The sequence below is a fragment of the Pseudomonas sp. A genome (assembly GCF_056270345.1).
Genome location: NZ_CM149873.1, coordinates 1,382,693 through 1,400,980, shown reverse-complemented (window position 1 = coordinate 1,400,980; position 18,288 = coordinate 1,382,693). Strand labels below are relative to the sequence as shown.

Here is an 18,288-nt window from a genome sequence, read left to right as displayed (position 1 = left end):
CTTATCGGCCCCGCAGGAACAGCTTGTCCAGGTCGTCCAGGCCCATCTGGGTCCAGGTCGGCCGGCCATGGTTGCACTGGCCGCTGCGCTCGGTGTTCTCCATGTCGCGCAGCAGCGCGTTCATCTCCGGGATGGCCAGGCGCCGATTGGCGCGCACCGCGCCGTGGCAGGCCATGGTCCCGAGCAGTTCGTTCAGGTGCGCCTGGATACGGTCGCTGGTGCCGTATTCCATCAGGTCGGCAAGCACGTCCTGGACCAGACGGTTAGCCTCGGCCTGCTTGAGCAGCGCCGGGATCTGGCGGATCGCCAGGGTTTCCGGGCCCAGGCGCTGCAGCTCGAAGCCCAGGCGCTGGAACCACTGGGCGTGCTCCTCGGCGCAATCGGCCTCGCGCTGGCTCAGCGCCAGCGACTCGGGCACCAGCAGCGGCTGGCCGCTCAGGCCCTCGCTGGCCATGGCCACCTTCAGACGCTCGTACATGATCCGCTCATGGGCGGCGTGCATGTCCACCAGCACCAGGCCGACGGCGTTCTCGGCGAGGATATAGATACCCTTGAGCTGCGCCAGGGCGTAGCCCAGCGGCGGGATGTCGCCCTGGCTTTCCGGCAGCGCGTTTGGCATGGCGGTAGCGTTGTCCAGCGGCGCGTAGAACTCGCGGTAGACCGCCTGGGCCTCGCCGACGTTGACCGGCTGCGCGGGGCGCGGGGTGTACTGGTACTGATAGCCGGCGCCAGAACCGCCGGAGGAAAAGGCTGGCCGCGCCTCGCCCTGGGGCTGCTCGAGCACTGGCGAGGCCAGGCGCATCTCGCCCTGCGGGCCGAACTCGCCGGCCTGCAGACCGCTAGGGCGAAGCATCTCGCTGGTCGCGGCGGGCGCGGCGAGCTGGTCCTCCGGACGCACGTCGGCCAGGGCGCGGTGCAGGGTGCCATAAAGGAAGTCGTGGACCGTGCGCCCTTCGCGGAAGCGCACCTCGTGCTTGGTCGGGTGTACGTTGACGTCCACCCCGGTCGGGTCGCACTCGAGGAACAGTACGAAAGTCGGGTGCCGGCCATTGAACAGCACGTCGCGATAGGCCTGGCGCACCGCGTGGGCGACCAGCTTGTCGCGCACGGCGCGGCCATTGACGAAGAAGTACTGCAGGTCGGCCTGGCTGCGCGAGAAGGTCGGCAGGCCGACCCAGCCCCACAGCCGCAGGCCGTTGCGCTCGACGTCGATCGGCAGCGCTTGTTCGAGGAAGCCCGGACCACAGATGGTGCCCACGCGCCGCGCGCGGGCCATCTCGTCGGCTGCTTCGTGCAGGCTGAAGATGGTCTTGCCGTTGTGGCGCAGGTGGAAGCCGACATCAAAGCGCGCCAGCGCCAGGCGCCGGATCACTTCCTGCAGGTGATCGAACTCGGTCTTCTCGGCCTTGAGAAACTTGCGTCGGGCCGGGGTGTTGAAAAACAGGTCGCGCACTTCGACCGAGGTGCCGACCGGATGCGCGGCAGGCTGCACCCGCGGCGTCATCTCGCGCCCTTCGGTTTCCACCTGCCAGGCTTCGCTGGCGTCGGCGGTACGCGAGGTCAGGGTCAGGCGCGCCACCGAGCTGATCGAGGCCAGGGCCTCGCCGCGAAAACCGAGGCTGAGCACGCCTTCGAGGTCCTCCAGTTCGCGGATCTTGCTGGTGGCGTGGCGCGCCAGGGCCAGCGGCAGGTCGTCCGGGGCGATGCCGCTGCCGTTGTCGCGCACCCGCAGCAACTTCACGCCACCCTGCTCGACCTCGACCTCGATGCGCCGGGCACCGGAGTCGAGGCTGTTTTCCAGCAGCTCCTTGGCCACCGACGCGGGGCGCTCGACCACCTCGCCGGCGGCGATCTGGTTGGCCAGCCGCGGGCTGAGCAGCTGGATACGCGAACCGCCACTCATTGCTGGGACGCCAGGGCGGTGGTGGGGATATCCAGGTGCTGGCCGACCTTCAGCTCGTCGGTTTTCAGGCTGTTGCTGCTGCGCAGGCTGGCAACGCTGACCTGGTAGCGCACTGCGATCATCGCCAGGGTCTCGCCGGGACGCACAGTGTGCTCACGCGGCCCCTGGGCGATCTTGCCGCTGTCGCGCAGCCAGGCGATGTAGGTGCCCGGTGGCGGGTTCTGCTGGAAGAACTGGCGCACGCCGGTGTGGATCGAGCGTGCCAGTGCCTGCTGATGGCTGCGGGTCGCCAGCTTGGCGGCCTCGTTGGCGTTGGAGATGAAGCCGGTCTCGACCAGGATCGACGGAATGTCCGGCGATTTCAGCACCATGAACCCGGCCTGTTCCACACGTTGCTTGTGCAACGGCGTAACCCGCCCCATGTTGCCCAGCACCTTCTGGCCGACGTTGAGACTGGAGCTGAGGGTGGCGGTCATCGACAGGTCGAGCAACACACCGGCCAGCATGCGGTCCTTGTCGTCGAGGCTGACGTTGCCGGCACCGCCGATCAAGTCGGAGCGGTTTTCCGTGTCGGCCAGCCAACGGGCGGTCTCGGAGGTGGCGCCACGGTCGGACAGGGCGAACACCGAGGCGCCGAAGGCGGCCTTGGACGGCGCGGCGTCGGCGTGGATCGAGACGAACAGGTCGGCGCCCTTCTTGCGGGCGATCTCGGTGCGCTTGCGCAGCGGGATGAAGTAGTCGCCGGTACGGGTCAGCTCGGCGCGGTAGCCCTTCTCGGAGTTGATCTGGCGCTGCAGCTCCTTGGCGATATCCAGCACGATGTCTTTCTCGTGCTGGCCGCGCGAGCCGGACGCGCCCGGGTCTTCGCCACCGTGACCGGCGTCGATGGCGACCACGATGTCACGCTTGCCGGCCGGCGCCGGCGGCAGCTTGATCGCCGGCTGCGCCGGGGTGACCGGCACCGCCGGCGTGGTGGCCGGAGGCTGCGGCGTCGGTGGCGGGGTCGGGTTGCTGGCGGCGATAGCGTCAGCTTCCTGGTCGTACAGGTCGACCACCAGGCGGTTGCCGTACTGGGCGTTCGGCGCCAGGACGAAGCTTTTGGGCGAGACGGCCTTTTTCAGGTCGACCACCACCCGCAGGTCGGTGGGCGTGCGTTGGGCCGAGCGCACGCTGGTGATCGGCGTGTTCGAGGTGGAAACGTTCAGCGGCGCACCCAGCGTGGCGCCGTTGATGTCGATCACCAGGCGATCGGGTGCGGTCAGGGTGAAGACGCTGTGCTGCACAGGCCCGGACAGGTCGAAGACCAGCCGCGTGTTGTCCGGAGCGCGCCACAGGCGCATGCTCTTGACTTGAGTGACGGCCAGAGCGTCAACGGTCACCGCGGTCAGCAGCAGCCCAACGACGGCGACCAGTGCGCGTATGCGCATACCTTTCCCCACTTACTGTTTGAATTCTTTGGCCAGAACGGCACACCAGGCTTCGCCGCGTGCCCCCTGCGGCGACAGGTTCAGCGAACGTCCGCCCGCTTGCGGGCTTATGGTAATGGTCAGGTCGGGCTTTGGCAAAACGCCCGCGCCTTTATCCGGCCATTCGAACAGACACAGCGCATCGCCCTCGAAATAGTCGCGAATGCCCAGGTACTCGAGCTCCTCCGGATCGACCAGACGATAGAGGTCGAAATGGAAGGCGCGGATGTCGCCGATCTCGTAGGGTTCGACCACGGTGAAAGTCGGGCTTTTCACCGGGCCGTCGTGGCCCAGGCCGCGGATCAGGCCACGGGACAGCGTGGTCTTGCCGGCGCCCAGGTCGCCTTCGAGAAAGATCACGCCATGACCTTTGGTCACTTCGGCCAGCTTGGCGCCAAAGGCGACGGTGGCTGGCTCGTCGGCCAGAAACAGGGTTACACCTGACACGCTGAATGCTCCTCCAATAACGCTCTAATGACCGGGACCAGATCACTGGCCGCCAGCCCTCTACCTTTGACACCCAGGCGCTCGCCCGCGCAGGCATGCAACCATACCCCCAGGCACGCGGCCTGCCAGGCGTCCAACCCCTGGGCCAGCAACGCCGCCAGCACACCGGTAAGCACATCGCCCAACCCGGCACCAGCCATGGCCGGGTGCCCTCGCCCGCACTGCGCCAGTTGCCCGGCCGGGTCGGCCACCAGCGTGCCCGCGCCCTTGAGCACGCAGACGCTGGCGTAGCGCCGCGCCAGCTTGCGCGCGGCGCCCGGCCGGTCGGCCTGCACCGCCTCGGTGGAGATGCCCAGCAGCCGCGCCGCCTCGCCCGGGTGCGGGGTGAGGATGCTGCCGCTGGGCAACGCCAGTGGCGCAGCGGCCAGCAGATTGAGGGCATCGGCGTCCCACACCTGCGGCAGGTGCGCATGGGTCACCGCCGACAGCAGGCTGCGCCCCCAGGCCGCCTGGCCCAGGCCGGGACCGACCACCAGCACCGAGGCCCGTACGAGCGGGCCAAGCAGCTGGTTGGCTGAGCTCACGCCCTGCCACATCACCTCCGGCAGGCGGGCCAGCCCAGCGGCGACGTGCTCGGCACGGGTCGCCACGCTGACCAGGCCGGCGCCGCAACGCAGCGCTGCCTCACTGCTGAGCATCACTGCGCCGCCGGTGCCCAGGTCGCCGCCAATCACCAGCACATGGCCGAAATCGCCCTTGTGGGCATCGGCGGCGCGGGGCGGCAGCCCGGCCAAGGTCAGGCTACTCAGCAGTAATGGGGGGTGTTTGGTCTGAGGCATGGGGTCAAAGGCTCCGATGTCTGGCAGAATTATACGCACCTCCGCTCGTAATGCTTGTTCATCCATGTCCGCCAATCTCCCAGACATCGCCACACTGGCCCAATCGATCAAGGATTGGGGCCGCGAACTCGGTTTTGCCCATGTCGGCATCGCCGGCGTCGACCTTGGCGAGCACGAACAGCACCTGCAGCGCTGGCTGGCTGCCGGCTACAACGGCGAGATGGAGTACATGGGCGACCATGGCCACAAGCGCTCGCGCCCGGCCGAGCTGATCCCCGGCACGCTGCGGGTGCTTTCGCTGCGCATGGACTACCTGCCCGGCGACACGCAGATGGCCAAGCGCCTGGCGGAGCCGGAAAAGGCCTATATCTCGCGCTATGCCCTGGGCCGTGACTACCACAAGCTGGTGCGCAAGCGCGTGCAGCACTTCGCCGATCGCATCCAGGAGGCCATCGGCCCCTTTGGCTACCGTGCCTTCGTCGACAGCGCCCCGGTGCTGGAGAAGGCCCTGGCCCAGGAGGCCGGCCTGGGCTGGATCGGCAAGAACACCTTGCTGCTCAACCGCAAGGCCGGCAGCTATTTCTTCCTCGCCGAGCTGTTCGTCGACCTGCCGCTGCCGATTGATGGCGTACAAGGTAGCGATCATTGCGGGCGCTGCCAGGCGTGCCTGGATATCTGCCCGACCCAGGCCTTTGTCGGGCCTTATCAGCTTGATGCGCGGCGTTGCATTTCGTACCTGACCATCGAATTGCGCGGCGCCATTCCACTGGAACTGCGGCCATTGATTGGTAACCGGGTGTTTGGTTGCGACGATTGCCAGATCGTCTGTCCTTGGAACCGTTTCGCCAAGACCACAACCGAAGACGACTTCATGCCCCGCCGGGGGCTGGACAATATCGAGCTGGCCGAGTTGTTCCTGTGGGATGAAAAGCGTTTTCTCGGCTGCACCGAGGGTTCGCCCCTGCGGCGGGCGGGGTATGAGCGGTTTTTGCGTAACCTGGCGGTGGGGCTGGGGAATGCGCCTTCGACCATTCCCGTCTTGGAAGCGCTCAACGCGCGGCGGGATGATCCTTCGGAGCTGGTACGCGAGCACGTGGAGTGGGCGCTGGCTCGCCACGACGCCCTTTGACGCTTGCTGCCTTTTGCTTTTGCTTTTGCTTTTGCTTTTGCTTTTGCTTTTGCTTTTGCTTTTGCTTTTGCTTTTGCGATCAGAAGATTAACCCCGCAGCCCACTAGCGACAGCTGCGCCATCCCAGGCGCCGCCCGTAACTTCGCGACTTCAGGAGGCCGAACGCAGGCCTTGCGGAGGGAGGTGACGGGCATGGATGCCCGTCAAGCGCTGGGGCCCAGGATGGGCCCTGCAGCGCGGTCCTCCCGGGAGCAAGGCCGGAGTGAGGGGACCCGGAGCGAAGCGTAGGGCCGGATGAATGGAGCGAGGATTTTTTGGTTCCTTTTTGATCCTTCAAAAAGGGACTCGCCGTAAGGGCGAAAAGGTGACTATGCGTCAGTATAGCCAATGAATGCGCTTACACCTGTAAAAACCCACGCCGATCGCATTTGACTTTGACTTTGACTTTGACTTTGACTTTGACTTTTAGAGCATGTGTTTTGAAAGTTATATGCGCATTCATTCGCGATGGTGACGCGAAGTCACCTTTCCGCCCTTACGGCGGCTTACTTTTTGAAGGATCAAAAAGTAAGCAAAAAATCCTCGCTCCATTCATCCGGCCCCTACGCTTCGCTCCGGGGTCCCCTCGCTCCGTTCTTGCTCCCGGGAGGACCGCGCTGAACGCCCCATCCTGGGGCGCAGCGCTTGACGGGCATCCATGCCCGTCACCTCCCTCCGCAAGAACTCCGCTCGGCCTCCTGAAGTCGCAATTGGCGTCGCCTGAACTATCGCGCACTTAGAAGCAAGATCAAGATCAAGATCAACAGACATGAACCAACTATTGGACCACTGGCAGTGTAGTTAAGTTATAAGCTCCCGGCGACCAGCCGACTCCCACAGGGATAACCGAACCCCTCAAAGCCCAGCGCTAATTTACTGTTGATCATTGTAATGAAACTTCGGCATCTCCCAATGAAACCGAATAGCCAACAACCGCACCAGAAAACCACCAAACAGCGTCAGCAACATGGCCTGTTCCGCCGGCACCTTGAAGTAAACACACCCCAGGTAGAACCAGGCCGCCGCAAACGAAACACTGGCATACAGCTCACGCCGAAACACCAACGGAATATCGTTGCAGAAGATATCCCGCAGGATGCCACCAAACACCCCGGTGATTACCCCGCTGATCGAAGCGACCAGGAACCCCTGCCCCATTTCCAGAGCAGTCATGCAACCAATCAGGGTGAACGCCACAAGCCCCAGGGCGTCGAGCACCAGGAACAGCGACCGCAGGTGGCGCATCAAGGGCGCGATGAAGATGGTCAGCAGCGCCGCGAAACTGGTCAGCACCAGGTACTCCGGATGCTTCACCCAAGTCAGCGGGTAATGCCCGAGCAGCACGTCGCGCACCGAGCCGCCACCGAGCGCGGTAACGCAGGCGATCAGCACCACGCCGAACCAGTCCATGCCGCGACGGCCGGCGGACAGGGCGCCAGTCATGGCTTCGGCGGTAATGGCGATGAGGTAGAGCATCAGCAACATGGTGCAGGTCCGTGCGGGAAAGGCGCGCAGTCTACCCAGTCGCGCGGGGCACCAAAAGGGGGCGCGCCGACGATCGTCGGCGCACGGCAAGGTCAGACCTTGATGAAGTGCTCGCGATAGTGGCGCAGCTCACCGATCGACTCGCGGATGTCATCCAGCGCCAGGTGGGTGCTGCCCTTCTTGAAGCTGTCGCGCACATCCGGCGCCCAGCGTGCGGCCAGCTCCTTGAGCGTGGAGACATCGAGGTTGCGATAGTGGAAGTAGTTTTCCAGTTCACGCATGTGGCGATAGAGAAAACGGCGGTCCTGGCAGATGCTGTTGCCACAGATCGGCGACTTGCCCTTCGGCACCCACTGCTCGAGGAAAGCGATGGTCTGCGCCTCGGCCTGCGCCATGCTCACCTTGCTCTCGCGCACACGCTGGGTCAGGCCCGAGGCGCCGTGGGTGCGGGTGTTCCACTCGTCCATGCGCGCCAGCACCTCATCGCTGTGATGAATGGCAATCACCGGGCCTTCGGCCAGGGTGTTCAGCTCGCTGTCGGTGACGATGGTGGCCATCTCGATGATGACGTCGTTGTCCGGATCCAGGCCGGTCATCTCCAGATCGATCCAGATCAGGTTCTGTGGGTTCTGCATGAAAAGGCTCCTCGAATAGCCCGTCATATTAGCCTAGCAGGGCGGCTCGTGGGCACGCCGTGCTAAACTGCCCGCCGTTTTCTTTCTGCCCCGCCGACACGGAACCCTCATGGCCAAACGCCAGCTCAACCGCCGCCAGAACTGGCGCATCGAAAAGATCCAGGGCGAGCGCGCCGCCCGCGCCGCCAAACGCGAGCAGCACGTGCTGCAGGAGCTGGAAGGTGGCGACCTGGGGCCTGAGCAGCTTGGCCTGGTGATCGCCCACTTCGGCGTGCAGGTCGAGGTCGAGGCCCAGGACGGCGAGGCCGCCGGCCAGGTCTTCCGCTGCCACCTGCGGGCCAACCTGCCGGCGTTGGTCACCGGCGACCGCGTGGTCTGGCGCGCCGGCAACCAGGGGATCGGCGTGATCGTCGCGCAGATGCCGCGCAGCACCGAGCTGTGCCGACCGAACAACCACGGCCAGCTCAAGCCGGTAGCGGCCAACGTCGACCTGATCGTCATCGTCTTCGCCCCGGCGCCCGAGCCGCACCCCAACCTGATCGACCGCTACCTGGTAGCCGCCGAGCATGCCGGTATCCGCCCGCTGCTGCTGCTGAACAAGGCCGACCTGATCGACGACGAGAACGGTCCGACCCTCCATGCGATGCTCGAGGTCTACCGTGGCCTGGGCTACCCGCTGCTGGAGGTCTCGGCCCACCACGGCGATGGCATGCAGCGCCTGCAGGAGACCCTCGACGGCCATATCAGCGTGTTCGTCGGCCAATCCGGCGTGGGCAAATCCTCGCTGGTCAACAGCCTGCTGCCCGCCGCCGACACGCGCGTTGGCGACCTGTCGGAGTGGTCCGGCCAGGGTACCCATACCACCACCACGGCACGGCTGTACCACTTCCCCAACGGCGGTGACCTGATCGACTCGCCGGGCATCCGCGAGTTCGGCCTGATGCACGTCAGCCGCGATGATGTCGAGGATGGTTTTATCGAATTCCGCGAACTGATCGGCCACTGTCGCTTTCGCGACTGCAAACATGATCGCGAGCCCGGTTGCGCGCTGCTCAAGGCTCTGGAGGACGGCAGCGTCACCCAGCAGCGGATGAACAGTTACCGTTCGATCATCGCCAGCCTGCCTGAAGACACCTACTGATTGGCAGGTTTGCCTGCCTAGATCGTAGGAAATCTTACCGTAGCAGGTAGGACCGCTCCGGTTTTGCGGTCACCTATTGTCCCTATCCCTGCTTTCCCTGATGGTCATGCCTTGTCGTCGGCATTGATCAGGGAGGGCAACAAGGATGCCGGTTTTCATCAGTTACCGCCGGGATGAGCGGCTCGATGCCTTCATCCTTAATGAACGCCTGCTGCTCGAAGGCATTCCCACCCAACTGGTGCCCTTCGACAGTGAAGGGCAGACCCTGGACGACCTGCATGGCGGCTTCTGCCAGCACATGGCCGATGCCACCCACTGGATCGGCGTGCTGTCCGAGCACACCGTCGACGACTGGTGGACGGCCTGGTTGCTGGGCGCTGCAGCCATGGCCAATCGCCGGGTGAGTTTCTATCACGCAGGTACCGGCGAGCTGCCGGAGTGCCTTGGCAGATGGCCGGCAATGCGCGAGCGGGAGCATATCGAGCTGTTCGTGCGGGCCTACCACGACGAGCAGACCTTTGGCCGCGCCATGGCCTCGATGACCGGGCGCGGGAACCTGTCGGACAGGGACAACGCGGATTTCTTCCACGCAGACCTCAAGGCCAAGATCAGGCGGGGTTTCTGAGCGCGCCGGGGCAGGCTTTTGGGCGATCGCCCAGCCCTTCGGGCTACGTTATCGCGCAGGGAACTGTCCCCTGTGGGAGCGGGTTCACCCGCGAACACCGGCGCAGCCGGTGCCATACACCGCGCTGGATTCTTCGCGGCGGTGCGGCGGTCCGATAAACCCGCTCCCACAGGGTCGAGCTAAATCAATGAGTTACGGTTTGTTCCATGAGAGAGGGCTTGGCCCGACACCGGAAAAGCCGGTGCCCTACACCGCATCGCGGGGCAAGCCCACTCCCACGCTGAACGTGATGCTGGCAATGAAAAAGGGCCGCGATGCGGCCCCTGTCATTTACTGGTCCTTGGCCTCGTCCATCTTCAACACGCCATCCTCGAAGATGTTCAGCTTCTGGCGCAGCTCGCGCGGCTGCATCGGCGCGTCGCCCGGCGCCGCGGCGGCCCCGGGTGCGGCGTCCGCAGGCGGTGTTGCAGTGGCCGGTGGCGTGGCCTCCGGCGCACCCTGCTCACCCTCGATATCGCGCTGGGCCTTCTTGGTCAGGACGATGATATCGATGCGGCGGTTTACCGGGTTGAACGGATTGGCCCGGTCGAACAGCGACGACGAGGCATAGCCGACCACCCGCGCCACCTGCTCATCCGGATAGCCGCCAGCAACCAGGGCACGACGCGCGGCGTTGGCGCGGTTGGCCGACAGTTCCCAGTTGCCGAAGTCGCCGGTGCCGGAATACGGCTTGGCGTCGGTGTGGCCACTGATGCTGATCTTGTTCGGCACCGCCTTGATGGTGTCGGCCATGGCCAGCAGGATGTCCTCGAAATACGGCTGCAACCGCGCGCTGCCGAGGTCGAACATCGGCCGGTTCTCGGCGTCCATGATCTGGATGCGCAGGCCGTCCTGGGTGATCTCGAACAGGATCTGGTCCTTGAACTTCTGCAACTGCGGGTTTTCCTCGACCTTGTTCTGCAGCTCCTGCAGCAGTAGCTCAAGGCGCTCGCGCTCGACCTGCTCGGCCATGGTCTCGACCTGGTCCTTGTCCAGCTGGATGCTGGTGTCAGGCGTCGGCTCCGACTTGGTTTCCGGGTTGATGGTCTTTTCCGGCGCCAGTTGCGGCGAGCCGCCCAGGTCAATGATGTAGGGCGTGCCGCTCTCGGAGAAGCCAATCGGATCCTTGAAGTAACCGGCGATGGCGATCTTCTGCTCGGGCGTGGCCGTCGACAGCAGCCAGAGCACCAGGAAGAACGCCATCATCGCCGTGGCGAAGTCGGCGAAGGCGATTTTCCAGGCGCCGCCGTGATGGCCGTCGCCAAAGCGCTTGACGCGCTTGACGATGATGGGCTGATTGTTCTCCATGGCTTAGCGACCGCGTACTGCTTGTTCCAGCTCGGCAAAGCTCGGGCGGTGCGCCGGGTACAGCACCTTGCGACCGAACTCGACCGCCAGCGACGGCGGCATGCCGGAGGCCGAGGCCACCAGCGAGGCCTTGATCGCCTCGTAGACGTTCAGTTCCTCTTTCGCATCGTGGCGCAGGGCGTTGGCCAGCGGGCCGAAGAAGCCGTAGGCGGCGAGAATACCGAAGAAGGTACCGACCAGCGCCGCGCCCACGTGCAGGCCGATGGACTTCTGGTCGCCGTCACCCAGCGAGGCCATGGTCACCACGATACCCAGTACCGCCGCGACGATACCGAAACCAGGCATGCCGTCGGCAATCCCGTTGACTGCGTGGGACGGGTGCTCCAGCTCTTCCTTCAGGCTCAGCAGCTCCATGTCGAACAGGCCTTCGAGCTCATGGGGCGCCATGTTGCCGGTGGACATGATCCGCAGGTAATCGCAGATGAACGCCGTCATGCGCTCATCACCCAGCACTGCCGGGTACTTGGCAAAGATCGGGCTGGCTGCGGCGTCCTCGATGTCACCCTCGATCGCCATCATGCCTTCACGACGGCTCTTGTTGAGGATCTCGTACACCAGGCCCAGCACCTCGAGGTAGAAGGTGTGGGTGAAGCGGGTGCCGAACATCTTCAGCGACTTCTTGATTACATGCATGGTCATGTAACCAGGGTTGGCCTGGAGGAACGCACCAAAGGCCGCGCCGCCGATGATCAGCACTTCGAACGGCTGGATCAGTGCCGCGATCTTGCCGTGGGAAAGCACGTAGCCGCCGAGCACGCTCGCGAATACGACGATGATGCCGATAATTTTAGCCATAAGTTGGAAGCACTTGCTGTCGTGGTCAGGGTAGGGAACGGAAGCTTGAAAACTCTTCTTCTACTTATCGGCAGAACTGCGCCAGACTATAGCCACTCATTGCGAAAAGCCAGTTCGGACTGATGTCAATATGCCAATTGAAACCAAGGTGCCAACTCAGGTCCCGACGAGCCTGGAGGGCTGGATAAAGCTGCTCGACGGGGTCCGCGTGCCGGTCCCGAAAGAGAGCCATGACCGCGTTCTGCAGGCCATCAACGACAGTCGCCGCTCCCTGCGCGACATAGCCGAACTGATGCAGGACAGCCCCGCGCTGGTGCTGTGCGTGATGCGCGAGGCCAACCATTCGGCCAATGCCAGCCAGGCCGAGCCAGCTGAAAGTCTGGAAATTGCCCTCAACCGCCTGGGCCTGGCCCGTATCAGCCAACTGCTGGCACGCTTGCCAGCGGTGCCCGGCGACGACATTCCACCGGTACTGCGCCAGTTCCTGCTGATCAGCCAGCATGCCACCCAGCAGGCCAATGGCCTGTTCGCCAGCCGCCTGGCACGGCTGTGGCAGGAGATCCACTGGGGCAGCCTGCTGTTCCTCTCGCCGCTGTGGCCCCTGGCCCTGGCCTACCCCAAGCTGCTCGACACCTGGGAACTGCGGGTGATTCACAAGGGCGAGGACGCTGCCGTGGTCGAGCGGGAGCTGTTCGGGGTGCGCCTGATGCAGCTGTGCCGAAGCCTGGCCGAACACTGGCGCCTGCCCGAATGGGTCATCCAGGGCTACCGCCTGCTGCTCGAAGAACGCGAGCAGCTCGCCCAGGTGCTGAACATCGCCCGCGAGCAGGACCCGCTGGTCCAGCAGCAGCGCCTGGACGACGAACCGGCCCTGCGCCGCTGGTTCAACCAGCCGCCCAACACCGTGCTGCTGGCCAACGGCCTGGCCCTGGCGGCCCAGGTCGGCTGGGACAACCCGCACCTGCTGCGCTGGCAGCTGCTCACCGCGCTGTACCTGCAGACCACCCTGGACGATGTCCAGCAGCAGGTCCACCAACAGGCTGCGGCCAGTGCCCGCCATCACGCCCGGCATGCGCTTTTCCACCCGGCCGAGGCGCTGATCTGGCCCTGGCACCAGCGCCGGCCGCACCCGGACATGCTCACGCCGCCACCGCCCAGCACCGAGGACCTCGGCCGTTGGCGTGCGCTGTGCCAGGAACTGCTGGCCCAGCCCAGCCCGTTCAGCAACGCCGTGCACCTGGCCACCCAGGCCCGCGACGCCCTGCTGGCCTGTGGCATGCAGCGCATCATGCTGCTGAGCCTGGACAAGGCCACCGACTATCTGCGCGTGCAGCAGACCGCCGGCCTGCCGCAAGAGGCCGCCGCCATGGCGTTGCCCGTCGCGCAGAACAAATTGTTGCAAAAGTTGATGGCAAAAGCCGGCCAACTGCGCCTGACGCCCGACAACCATGGCCAGTTCAGCGCCCTGCTGCCGGCACCGCTACGCGCCTTCTTTCGCGGCGAGCACCTGTTGCTGCGCTCGCTGGCGGTGGGCGACCAGGTGCTGATGCTGGCGGTGGCCGACCAGGACGGCAAGCCACTGGCCGATGTCAGCGTGCAGGCGTTCGGCAAGACCGCGCAATGCGTTGAACGCGCCCTCGCCGTGTTTGCCACCCGCAATGCCTGACCCTTGCGCTACAATCGCCCCTCTTTCCACCCTGGAGAACGTGGATGACTGACTTTTCCGGCCTGCCCCTGGTGATCGAAGCCGAGGATCTGCTGCCGCGCCTGGATTCGCCCGAGCTGATCCTGATCGACCTGAGCAGCGCCAACCGCTATGTCAGCGGCCATATCCCCGGCGCCCGCTTCGTCGAGGGCAAGCGCACCCAGCTCGGCCAACCCCCGGCCCCCGGGCTGGTGCCGGCACTGGCGGACCTGGAAAGGCTGTTCAGCGAGCTCGGTCATCGCAACGACGCCGTCTATGTGGTCTACGACGATGAAGGTGGCGGCTGGGCCGGCCGCTTCATCTGGCTGCTCGACGTGATCGGCCATGAGCACTACCACTATCTCAACGGTGGCATTCAGGCCTGGCCCGCCGACAAGCTCACCACCGAGGTGCCGGCAGCGGCCGGTACATCTGTGCGCCTGCAATTGCACGGCGAACCGACCGCCACCCGTGAATACCTGCAAAGTCGCCTGGGCGCTGATGACCTGGTCATCTGGGATGCCCGTGGCCCACAGGAATTCAGCGGCGAGAAGGTACTGGCCGCCAAGGGCGGGCACATTCCCGGCGCGATCAACCTCGAGTGGACCGAGGGCATGGATCTCAACGATCACCTGCGCATCCGCAAGGACATTGCCAAAACCCTGAAGGAACGGGGCATCACTCCGGACAAGGAAGTGATCACTCACTGCCAGACCCACCGCCGCTCCGGATTCACCTACCTGGTGGCCAAGTCCCTCGGCTATCCACGCGTCAAGGCCTACGCCGGCTCGTGGAGCGAATGGGGCAACCACCCGGACACGCCTGTAGAAGTCTAAGGAACCTGCATGAAATCCCGTCTGTTCATCATCAGCCAGTACCTGCTGCCGCACCACCTGCTGTCGCGGCTGGCCGGCTGCGTCGCCGAGTGCCGCGCGCGCTGGTTCAAGAACGCCTTCACCGCCTGGTTCGCCAAGCGCTACCAGGTGAACATGTCCGAGGCACTGGTCGAAGACCTCAGCGCCTACGAGCACTTCAACGCCTTCTTCACCCGCGCCCTCAAGCCCGGTGCCCGCCCGCTGGACGAAACCCCCGGCGCGATCCTCTGCCCAGCCGATGGTGCCGTCAGCCAGCTCGGCCCGATCGAGCACGGCCGCATCTTCCAGGCCAAGGGCCACGGCTACAGCGCCCTGGAGCTGCTGGGCGGCGATCCGGCCCTGGCCGCACCGTTCATGGGCGGCGAATTCGCCACCATCTACCTGTCGCCCAAGGACTACCACCGCGTGCACATGCCGCTGGCCGGCACCCTGCGCGAGATGGTCTATGTGCCGGGCCGGCTGTTCTCGGTCAACCAGACCACCGCGGAAAACGTGCCAGAGCTGTTCGCCCGCAACGAGCGCGTGGTCTGCCTGTTCGATACCGAGCGCGGGCCGATGGCCGTGGTGCTGGTCGGCGCGATGATCGTCGCCTCGATCGAAACCGTCTGGGCCGGCCTGGTCACGCCGCCGAAGCGCGAGCTGAAGACCTTCCGCTACGACGAAGCCAGCCGTGCGCCGATCCATCTGGAAAAAGGTGCCGAACTGGGCCGCTTCAAGCTGGGCTCCACCGCCATCGTGCTGTTCGGGCCGGAGCAGGTGAAGTGGGCCGAGAGTCTGGGTGCGGGTTCTGCAGTGCGCATGGGTGAGCTGCTGGCGCAGCCGAACCAGGCCTGATCATCCGGTAAGCAAAAGGCCCTGCATGATGCAAATCATGCAGGGCCTTTTTATTGGGGCTGCGTTGCAGCCCTTCGCGGCACAAGGCCGCTCCTACAGGGTATTGCGGCTCTCTGTAGGAGCGGCCTTGTGCCGCGAAAGGGCCGCAACGCGGCCCCGGCTCAAGATCAACCGCGCGCTTCGCGATCGCGCACGCCCAGCAGGTACAGCACGCCATCCAGCCCCAGGGTCGAGATCGCCTGCTTGGCCGACTGACGCACCAGCGGCTTGGCGCGGAAGGCCACGCCCAGGCCGGCCAGGGACAGCATCGGCAGGTCGTTGGCGCCATCGCCAACAGCGATGGTCTGCTCGAGCTGCAGGCCTTCCTCGCTGGCCAGCTGCTGCAGCAGTTCGGCCTTGCGCTGGGCATCGACGATCGGCTCGACGGCAACGCCGGTCACCTTGCCGTCAACCACCTCCAGTTCATTGGCGAACACGTAGTCGATGCCCAGGCGCGCCTGCACCTGCTTGGCAAAGTAGGTAAAGCCGCCAGAGAGGATGGCGGTCTTGTAGCCCAGGCGCTTGAGCTCGGCGAACAGGTGCTCGGCACCCTCGGTCAGGCGCAGCGAGGCGCCGATCTGGTCGAGCACACCCACGTCCAGGCCCTTGAGCAGCGCCATGCGCTCCTTGAAGCTGGCGCGAAAATCCAGCTCGCCACGCATGGCGCGCTCGGTGATCGCCGCCACCTGCTCGCCGACGCCAGCGGCCTTTGCCAACTCGTCAATCACCTCGGCCTCGATCAGGGTCGAGTCCATGTCGAACACCGCCAGGCGGCGGTTGCGACGGAACAGGTCATCGCGCTGGAAGGCGATGTCGACGTTGAGTTCTTCGGACAACGCAAAGAAATCGGCGCGCAGGGCCTGGGCATCGCTGGCCTCGCCGCGCACGGAGATTTCCAGCGCGGACTTGCCCTTGTCGGTCGGGGCGTCCAGCGCCACGCGGGCGGACAGCCGCTCGATGCGCTCGATGGTCAGGCCATACTGGCTGATGATCGCGCTGACCCGCTGCAACTGCTGCGGGGTCACCCGGCGGCTGAGCAGGGTAACGATATGGCGCGCCTCGCCCTGGCTGTCGGCCCAGTGCTGGTAGTCGGCCTCGGAAATGGGGGTGTAGCGGGCCTGCAGGTCCAGTTCGTGAGCCTTAGACTGCACGCTCTGCAGCAGCGCGGTGGCCACTTCGTTGTCGGGGATGTCGACCAGGATGCCGAACGACAATGTGCCGTGCATGACCGCCAGGCCTATGTCGAGAATGTTCACACCGCCCTGGAGCAGGACGCCGGTGATGGCCGCAGTGAGACCTGGACGGTCTTCACCAGTGATGTTGATCAGGACGATTTCGCGCAAGACCGGGGCTCCAACTCGATGAAAAATGCGCATTCTACCGATTTTCCATGACCATCGGGCGCCAACGATACTTTGCCGACAAAACACGTATCGCTATACTGCGCAGCAACTTTCTCGCCATAAAGAGCCGAGCTCTGTGAACCGGCCCACGCCCGTAAAACCCGACAACTTCTTCCTGATGATCTACCGAGCCCTGAGCCAGCGCCGAATTCCACTGGCCCTGCGCATTGCCAGCCATAACATCTTCCTGGTGGCCCTGGCCCTGGTGATCTACGCCTGCGTGATGGGCCTGCAGTTCAAGCAGGCCATGCACGAGCAGGCCGATGCCGTCGGCCAGAGCCTGACCACCCAGACAGCCACCTCGGCCACCGAGCTGCTGGTGTCCAACGACATCCTCAGCCTCAACGTGCTGCTGGGCAACCTGGTGAAGAACCCGCTGGTGGCCCATGCGGCCATCTATAGCGTGGACAACCGCATCCTCGCCGAGGCCGGCCAGCGCCCGCGCAACAGCCTGCTGGGCGAAACCGAAGGGGTCTACCAGACCAAGATCACCTTCCAGGACGTCACGGCCGGCCAGTTGCGCATCAGCCTGGACATGAGCCAGTTCCAGCAGCCGATGCTGATCAGCCTGCAGAGCATGGGCATCCTCGCCGCGATCCTGCTGGCCCTGGCCCTGACCCTCAGCCTGCGCCTGGGCCGCTTCATCTCGACCCCGCTGCTGCAGCTGCGCGTCTGGTTGCGCGACCCGCACCCCTACACGCCGGGCACCGACCGCCAGGACGAGATTGGCGACCTGGCGCGCCAGTTGCACGCCCGCCTCGCCCCGCCACCGCCACCGGAGCCTGAGGAAGAAGACGAGGAAGACGATTTCGACGACGCGCCAGCTGCCAAGGTCGCTCCACGGGCGAAAGCGGCGGTACAGACTGTCGATCACGACGAGGACGACGACGCCTTCGCCGATCTGATGGATGAGCAAAGCGCCCCGGCCAAGCCTGTCATCGTCGAGTCCGACGAGCCGCAGTTCAGTGCCGTGCTGGCCGTGCAGCTGGGCTCCCAGGAGCAACTGCGCCGCCTGCCACGCACCCGCCTGACCGAATTGCTCGAACGCTACCGCGACTGCCTGGAGCAGGCCGCTTCGCTGTACGAAGGGGAAGTCCACACCCTGAATGACGGCAGCACCCTGCTGTTGTTCCACAGCCGCGATTGCGGCGAGGACTACCTGACCAACGCCATCTGCTGTGGCGAGCTGCTGCGCGCCCTGGGCCATGCCCTGCAGATCGAGGTGGCCGACAGCGGCATCACCCTGCAACTGCAACTGGGCCTGGTACTGGCCGACGACCTGCAGGGCATGGATCAGGTCGACCTGCTGATGACCGAGCAGGCCCAGGATGCCCTGGCCCTGTCGCAGCACAGCCGCAACCTGCTGCTGGTGGAACGCCGTATCAGCGATGACGCCCTGGTGCGCCAGCGTGCGCGTATTAGGCCGATCGCAAGCCCCGAGGGCGCCTGCTGTGTCGAACGCCTGATGGAGCCTTACCCGTCGATGCTGGAACGCCAGCTGGCACGGATGCACGAGCGGCGGGCCTGAGTTCTCGCGATCCC

16 protein-coding genes are annotated in these 18,288 nt (G+C 65.1%); 7 read left to right on the top strand and 9 right to left on the bottom strand.

The window, feature by feature from the left end; translation table 11 throughout:
- Position 1: 1 nt before the first annotated feature.
- The 4 genes from mutL to AC0MAZ_RS06275 are packed head-to-tail and all read right to left on the bottom strand — an operon-like array spanning position 2 to position 4,655.
- Complete coding sequence (mutL, locus tag AC0MAZ_RS06290) at positions 2 to 1,903, bottom strand: DNA mismatch repair endonuclease MutL (protein ID WP_475860671.1); 1,902 nt, start codon at positions 1,901 to 1,903, stop codon at positions 2 to 4.
- On the bottom strand, positions 1,900 to 3,342 hold the full coding sequence (locus AC0MAZ_RS06285; protein ID WP_420713625.1) for an N-acetylmuramoyl-L-alanine amidase: 1,443 nt from the start codon (positions 3,340 to 3,342) through the stop codon (positions 1,900 to 1,902). Before AC0MAZ_RS06285 ends, mutL begins: the two co-directional genes overlap by 4 nt.
- Complete coding sequence (tsaE, locus tag AC0MAZ_RS06280; RefSeq protein WP_420713658.1) at positions 3,343 to 3,795, bottom strand: tRNA (adenosine(37)-N6)-threonylcarbamoyltransferase complex ATPase subunit type 1 TsaE; 453 nt, start codon at positions 3,793 to 3,795, stop codon at positions 3,343 to 3,345.
- 8 nt (positions 3,796 to 3,803) lie between these two features.
- Positions 3,804 to 4,655: an NAD(P)H-hydrate dehydratase gene (locus tag AC0MAZ_RS06275; RefSeq protein ID WP_475860668.1), complete on the bottom strand. Its 852-nt coding sequence runs from the start codon at positions 4,653 to 4,655 to the stop codon at positions 3,804 to 3,806.
- A gap of 64 nt (positions 4,656 to 4,719) precedes the next feature.
- Here AC0MAZ_RS06275 and queG point away from each other — a divergent pair, with 64 nt between their 5' ends.
- The gene (queG, locus tag AC0MAZ_RS06270; RefSeq protein WP_232857398.1) at positions 4,720 to 5,784 is read left to right on the top strand and encodes a tRNA epoxyqueuosine(34) reductase QueG; all 1,065 of its coding nucleotides are present in this window, start codon (positions 4,720 to 4,722) and stop codon (positions 5,782 to 5,784) included.
- Between the two features lie 912 nt (positions 5,785 to 6,696).
- Here queG and AC0MAZ_RS06265 read toward each other — a convergent pair.
- Positions 6,697 to 7,308: a trimeric intracellular cation channel family protein gene (locus AC0MAZ_RS06265; RefSeq protein ID WP_023630647.1), complete on the bottom strand. Its 612-nt coding sequence runs from the start codon at positions 7,306 to 7,308 to the stop codon at positions 6,697 to 6,699.
- A gap of 92 nt (positions 7,309 to 7,400) precedes the next feature.
- Entirely contained in the window at positions 7,401 to 7,943 is a 543-nt protein-coding gene (gene orn, locus AC0MAZ_RS06260; protein ID WP_203648190.1) for an oligoribonuclease, read from the bottom strand.
- 109 nt (positions 7,944 to 8,052) lie between these two features.
- Here orn and rsgA point away from each other — a divergent pair, with 109 nt between their 5' ends.
- Positions 8,053 to 9,084, top strand: a complete 1,032-nt coding sequence (gene rsgA / locus AC0MAZ_RS06255) for a small ribosomal subunit biogenesis GTPase RsgA (RefSeq protein ID WP_203648191.1) — start codon at positions 8,053 to 8,055, stop codon at positions 9,082 to 9,084.
- Positions 9,085 to 9,229: 145 nt separating this feature from the next.
- Positions 9,230 to 9,709: a molecular chaperone Tir gene (locus AC0MAZ_RS06250; RefSeq protein ID WP_254464101.1), complete on the top strand. Its 480-nt coding sequence runs from the start codon at positions 9,230 to 9,232 to the stop codon at positions 9,707 to 9,709.
- A 330-nt stretch (positions 9,710 to 10,039) separates the two neighbouring features.
- On the opposite strand, the gene motB is transcribed toward AC0MAZ_RS06250, so the two are convergent.
- On the bottom strand, positions 10,040 to 11,056 hold the full coding sequence (gene motB / locus AC0MAZ_RS06245; protein WP_203648193.1) for a flagellar motor protein MotB: 1,017 nt from the start codon (positions 11,054 to 11,056) through the stop codon (positions 10,040 to 10,042).
- Positions 11,057 to 11,059: 3 nt separating this feature from the next.
- Positions 11,060 to 11,911: a flagellar motor stator protein MotA gene (motA, locus tag AC0MAZ_RS06240; protein WP_475860664.1), complete on the bottom strand. Its 852-nt coding sequence runs from the start codon at positions 11,909 to 11,911 to the stop codon at positions 11,060 to 11,062.
- Positions 11,912 to 12,041: 130 nt separating this feature from the next.
- Here motA and AC0MAZ_RS06235 point away from each other — a divergent pair, with 130 nt between their 5' ends.
- Genes AC0MAZ_RS06235 through asd form a run of 3 tightly spaced genes read left to right on the top strand, consistent with a single transcriptional unit; the run spans position 12,042 to position 15,304 of the window.
- Entirely contained in the window at positions 12,042 to 13,577 is a 1,536-nt protein-coding gene (locus tag AC0MAZ_RS06235; protein ID WP_475860662.1) for an HDOD domain-containing protein, read from the top strand.
- 44 nt (positions 13,578 to 13,621) lie between these two features.
- Positions 13,622 to 14,431, top strand: coding sequence for a rhodanese-like domain-containing protein (locus AC0MAZ_RS06230; protein ID WP_203648195.1), 810 nt, complete (start codon positions 13,622 to 13,624; stop codon positions 14,429 to 14,431).
- Positions 14,432 to 14,440: 9 nt separating this feature from the next.
- Entirely contained in the window at positions 14,441 to 15,304 is an 864-nt protein-coding gene (gene asd / locus AC0MAZ_RS06225) for an archaetidylserine decarboxylase (RefSeq protein ID WP_232856319.1), read from the top strand.
- Positions 15,305 to 15,471: 167 nt separating this feature from the next.
- Here the strand turns inward: asd and serB are convergent, their stop codons facing one another.
- Positions 15,472 to 16,686 carry a phosphoserine phosphatase SerB gene (gene serB / locus AC0MAZ_RS06220; RefSeq protein WP_203648197.1) on the bottom strand — a complete coding sequence of 405 codons (1,215 nt, stop codon included), beginning with the start codon at positions 16,684 to 16,686 and terminating at the stop codon, positions 15,472 to 15,474.
- Between the two features lie 136 nt (positions 16,687 to 16,822).
- On the opposite strand from serB, the gene AC0MAZ_RS06215 reads away from it, so the two are divergent.
- Positions 16,823 to 18,274, top strand: a complete 1,452-nt coding sequence (locus AC0MAZ_RS06215; RefSeq protein ID WP_203648198.1) for a histidine kinase — start codon at positions 16,823 to 16,825, stop codon at positions 18,272 to 18,274.
- The last annotated feature ends 14 nt before the right edge of the window (positions 18,275 to 18,288 follow it).

What these genes read in the sequence shown, in the direction of transcription:
- mutL (WP_475860671.1), bottom strand. Translation starts at nt 1,903, where the DNA reads ATGAGTGGCGGTTCGCGTATCCAGCTGCTCAGCCCGCGGCTGGCCAAC.
- AC0MAZ_RS06275 (WP_475860668.1), bottom strand. Translation starts at nt 4,655, where the DNA reads ATGCCTCAGACCAAACACCCCCCATTACTGCTGAGTAGCCTGACCTTG.
- queG (WP_232857398.1), top strand. Translation starts at nt 4,720, where the DNA reads ATGTCCGCCAATCTCCCAGACATCGCCACACTGGCCCAATCGATCAAG.
- AC0MAZ_RS06265 (WP_023630647.1), bottom strand. Translation starts at nt 7,308, where the DNA reads ATGTTGCTGATGCTCTACCTCATCGCCATTACCGCCGAAGCCATGACT.
- orn (WP_203648190.1), bottom strand. Translation starts at nt 7,943, where the DNA reads ATGCAGAACCCACAGAACCTGATCTGGATCGATCTGGAGATGACCGGC.
- rsgA (WP_203648191.1), top strand. Translation starts at nt 8,053, where the DNA reads ATGGCCAAACGCCAGCTCAACCGCCGCCAGAACTGGCGCATCGAAAAG.
- AC0MAZ_RS06250 (WP_254464101.1), top strand. Translation starts at nt 9,230, where the DNA reads ATGCCGGTTTTCATCAGTTACCGCCGGGATGAGCGGCTCGATGCCTTC.
- motB (WP_203648193.1), bottom strand. Translation starts at nt 11,056, where the DNA reads ATGGAGAACAATCAGCCCATCATCGTCAAGCGCGTCAAGCGCTTTGGC.
- motA (WP_475860664.1), bottom strand. Translation starts at nt 11,911, where the DNA reads ATGGCTAAAATTATCGGCATCATCGTCGTATTCGCGAGCGTGCTCGGC.
- AC0MAZ_RS06235 (WP_475860662.1), top strand. Translation starts at nt 12,042, where the DNA reads ATGCCAATTGAAACCAAGGTGCCAACTCAGGTCCCGACGAGCCTGGAG.
- AC0MAZ_RS06230 (WP_203648195.1), top strand. Translation starts at nt 13,622, where the DNA reads ATGACTGACTTTTCCGGCCTGCCCCTGGTGATCGAAGCCGAGGATCTG.
- asd (WP_232856319.1), top strand. Translation starts at nt 14,441, where the DNA reads ATGAAATCCCGTCTGTTCATCATCAGCCAGTACCTGCTGCCGCACCAC.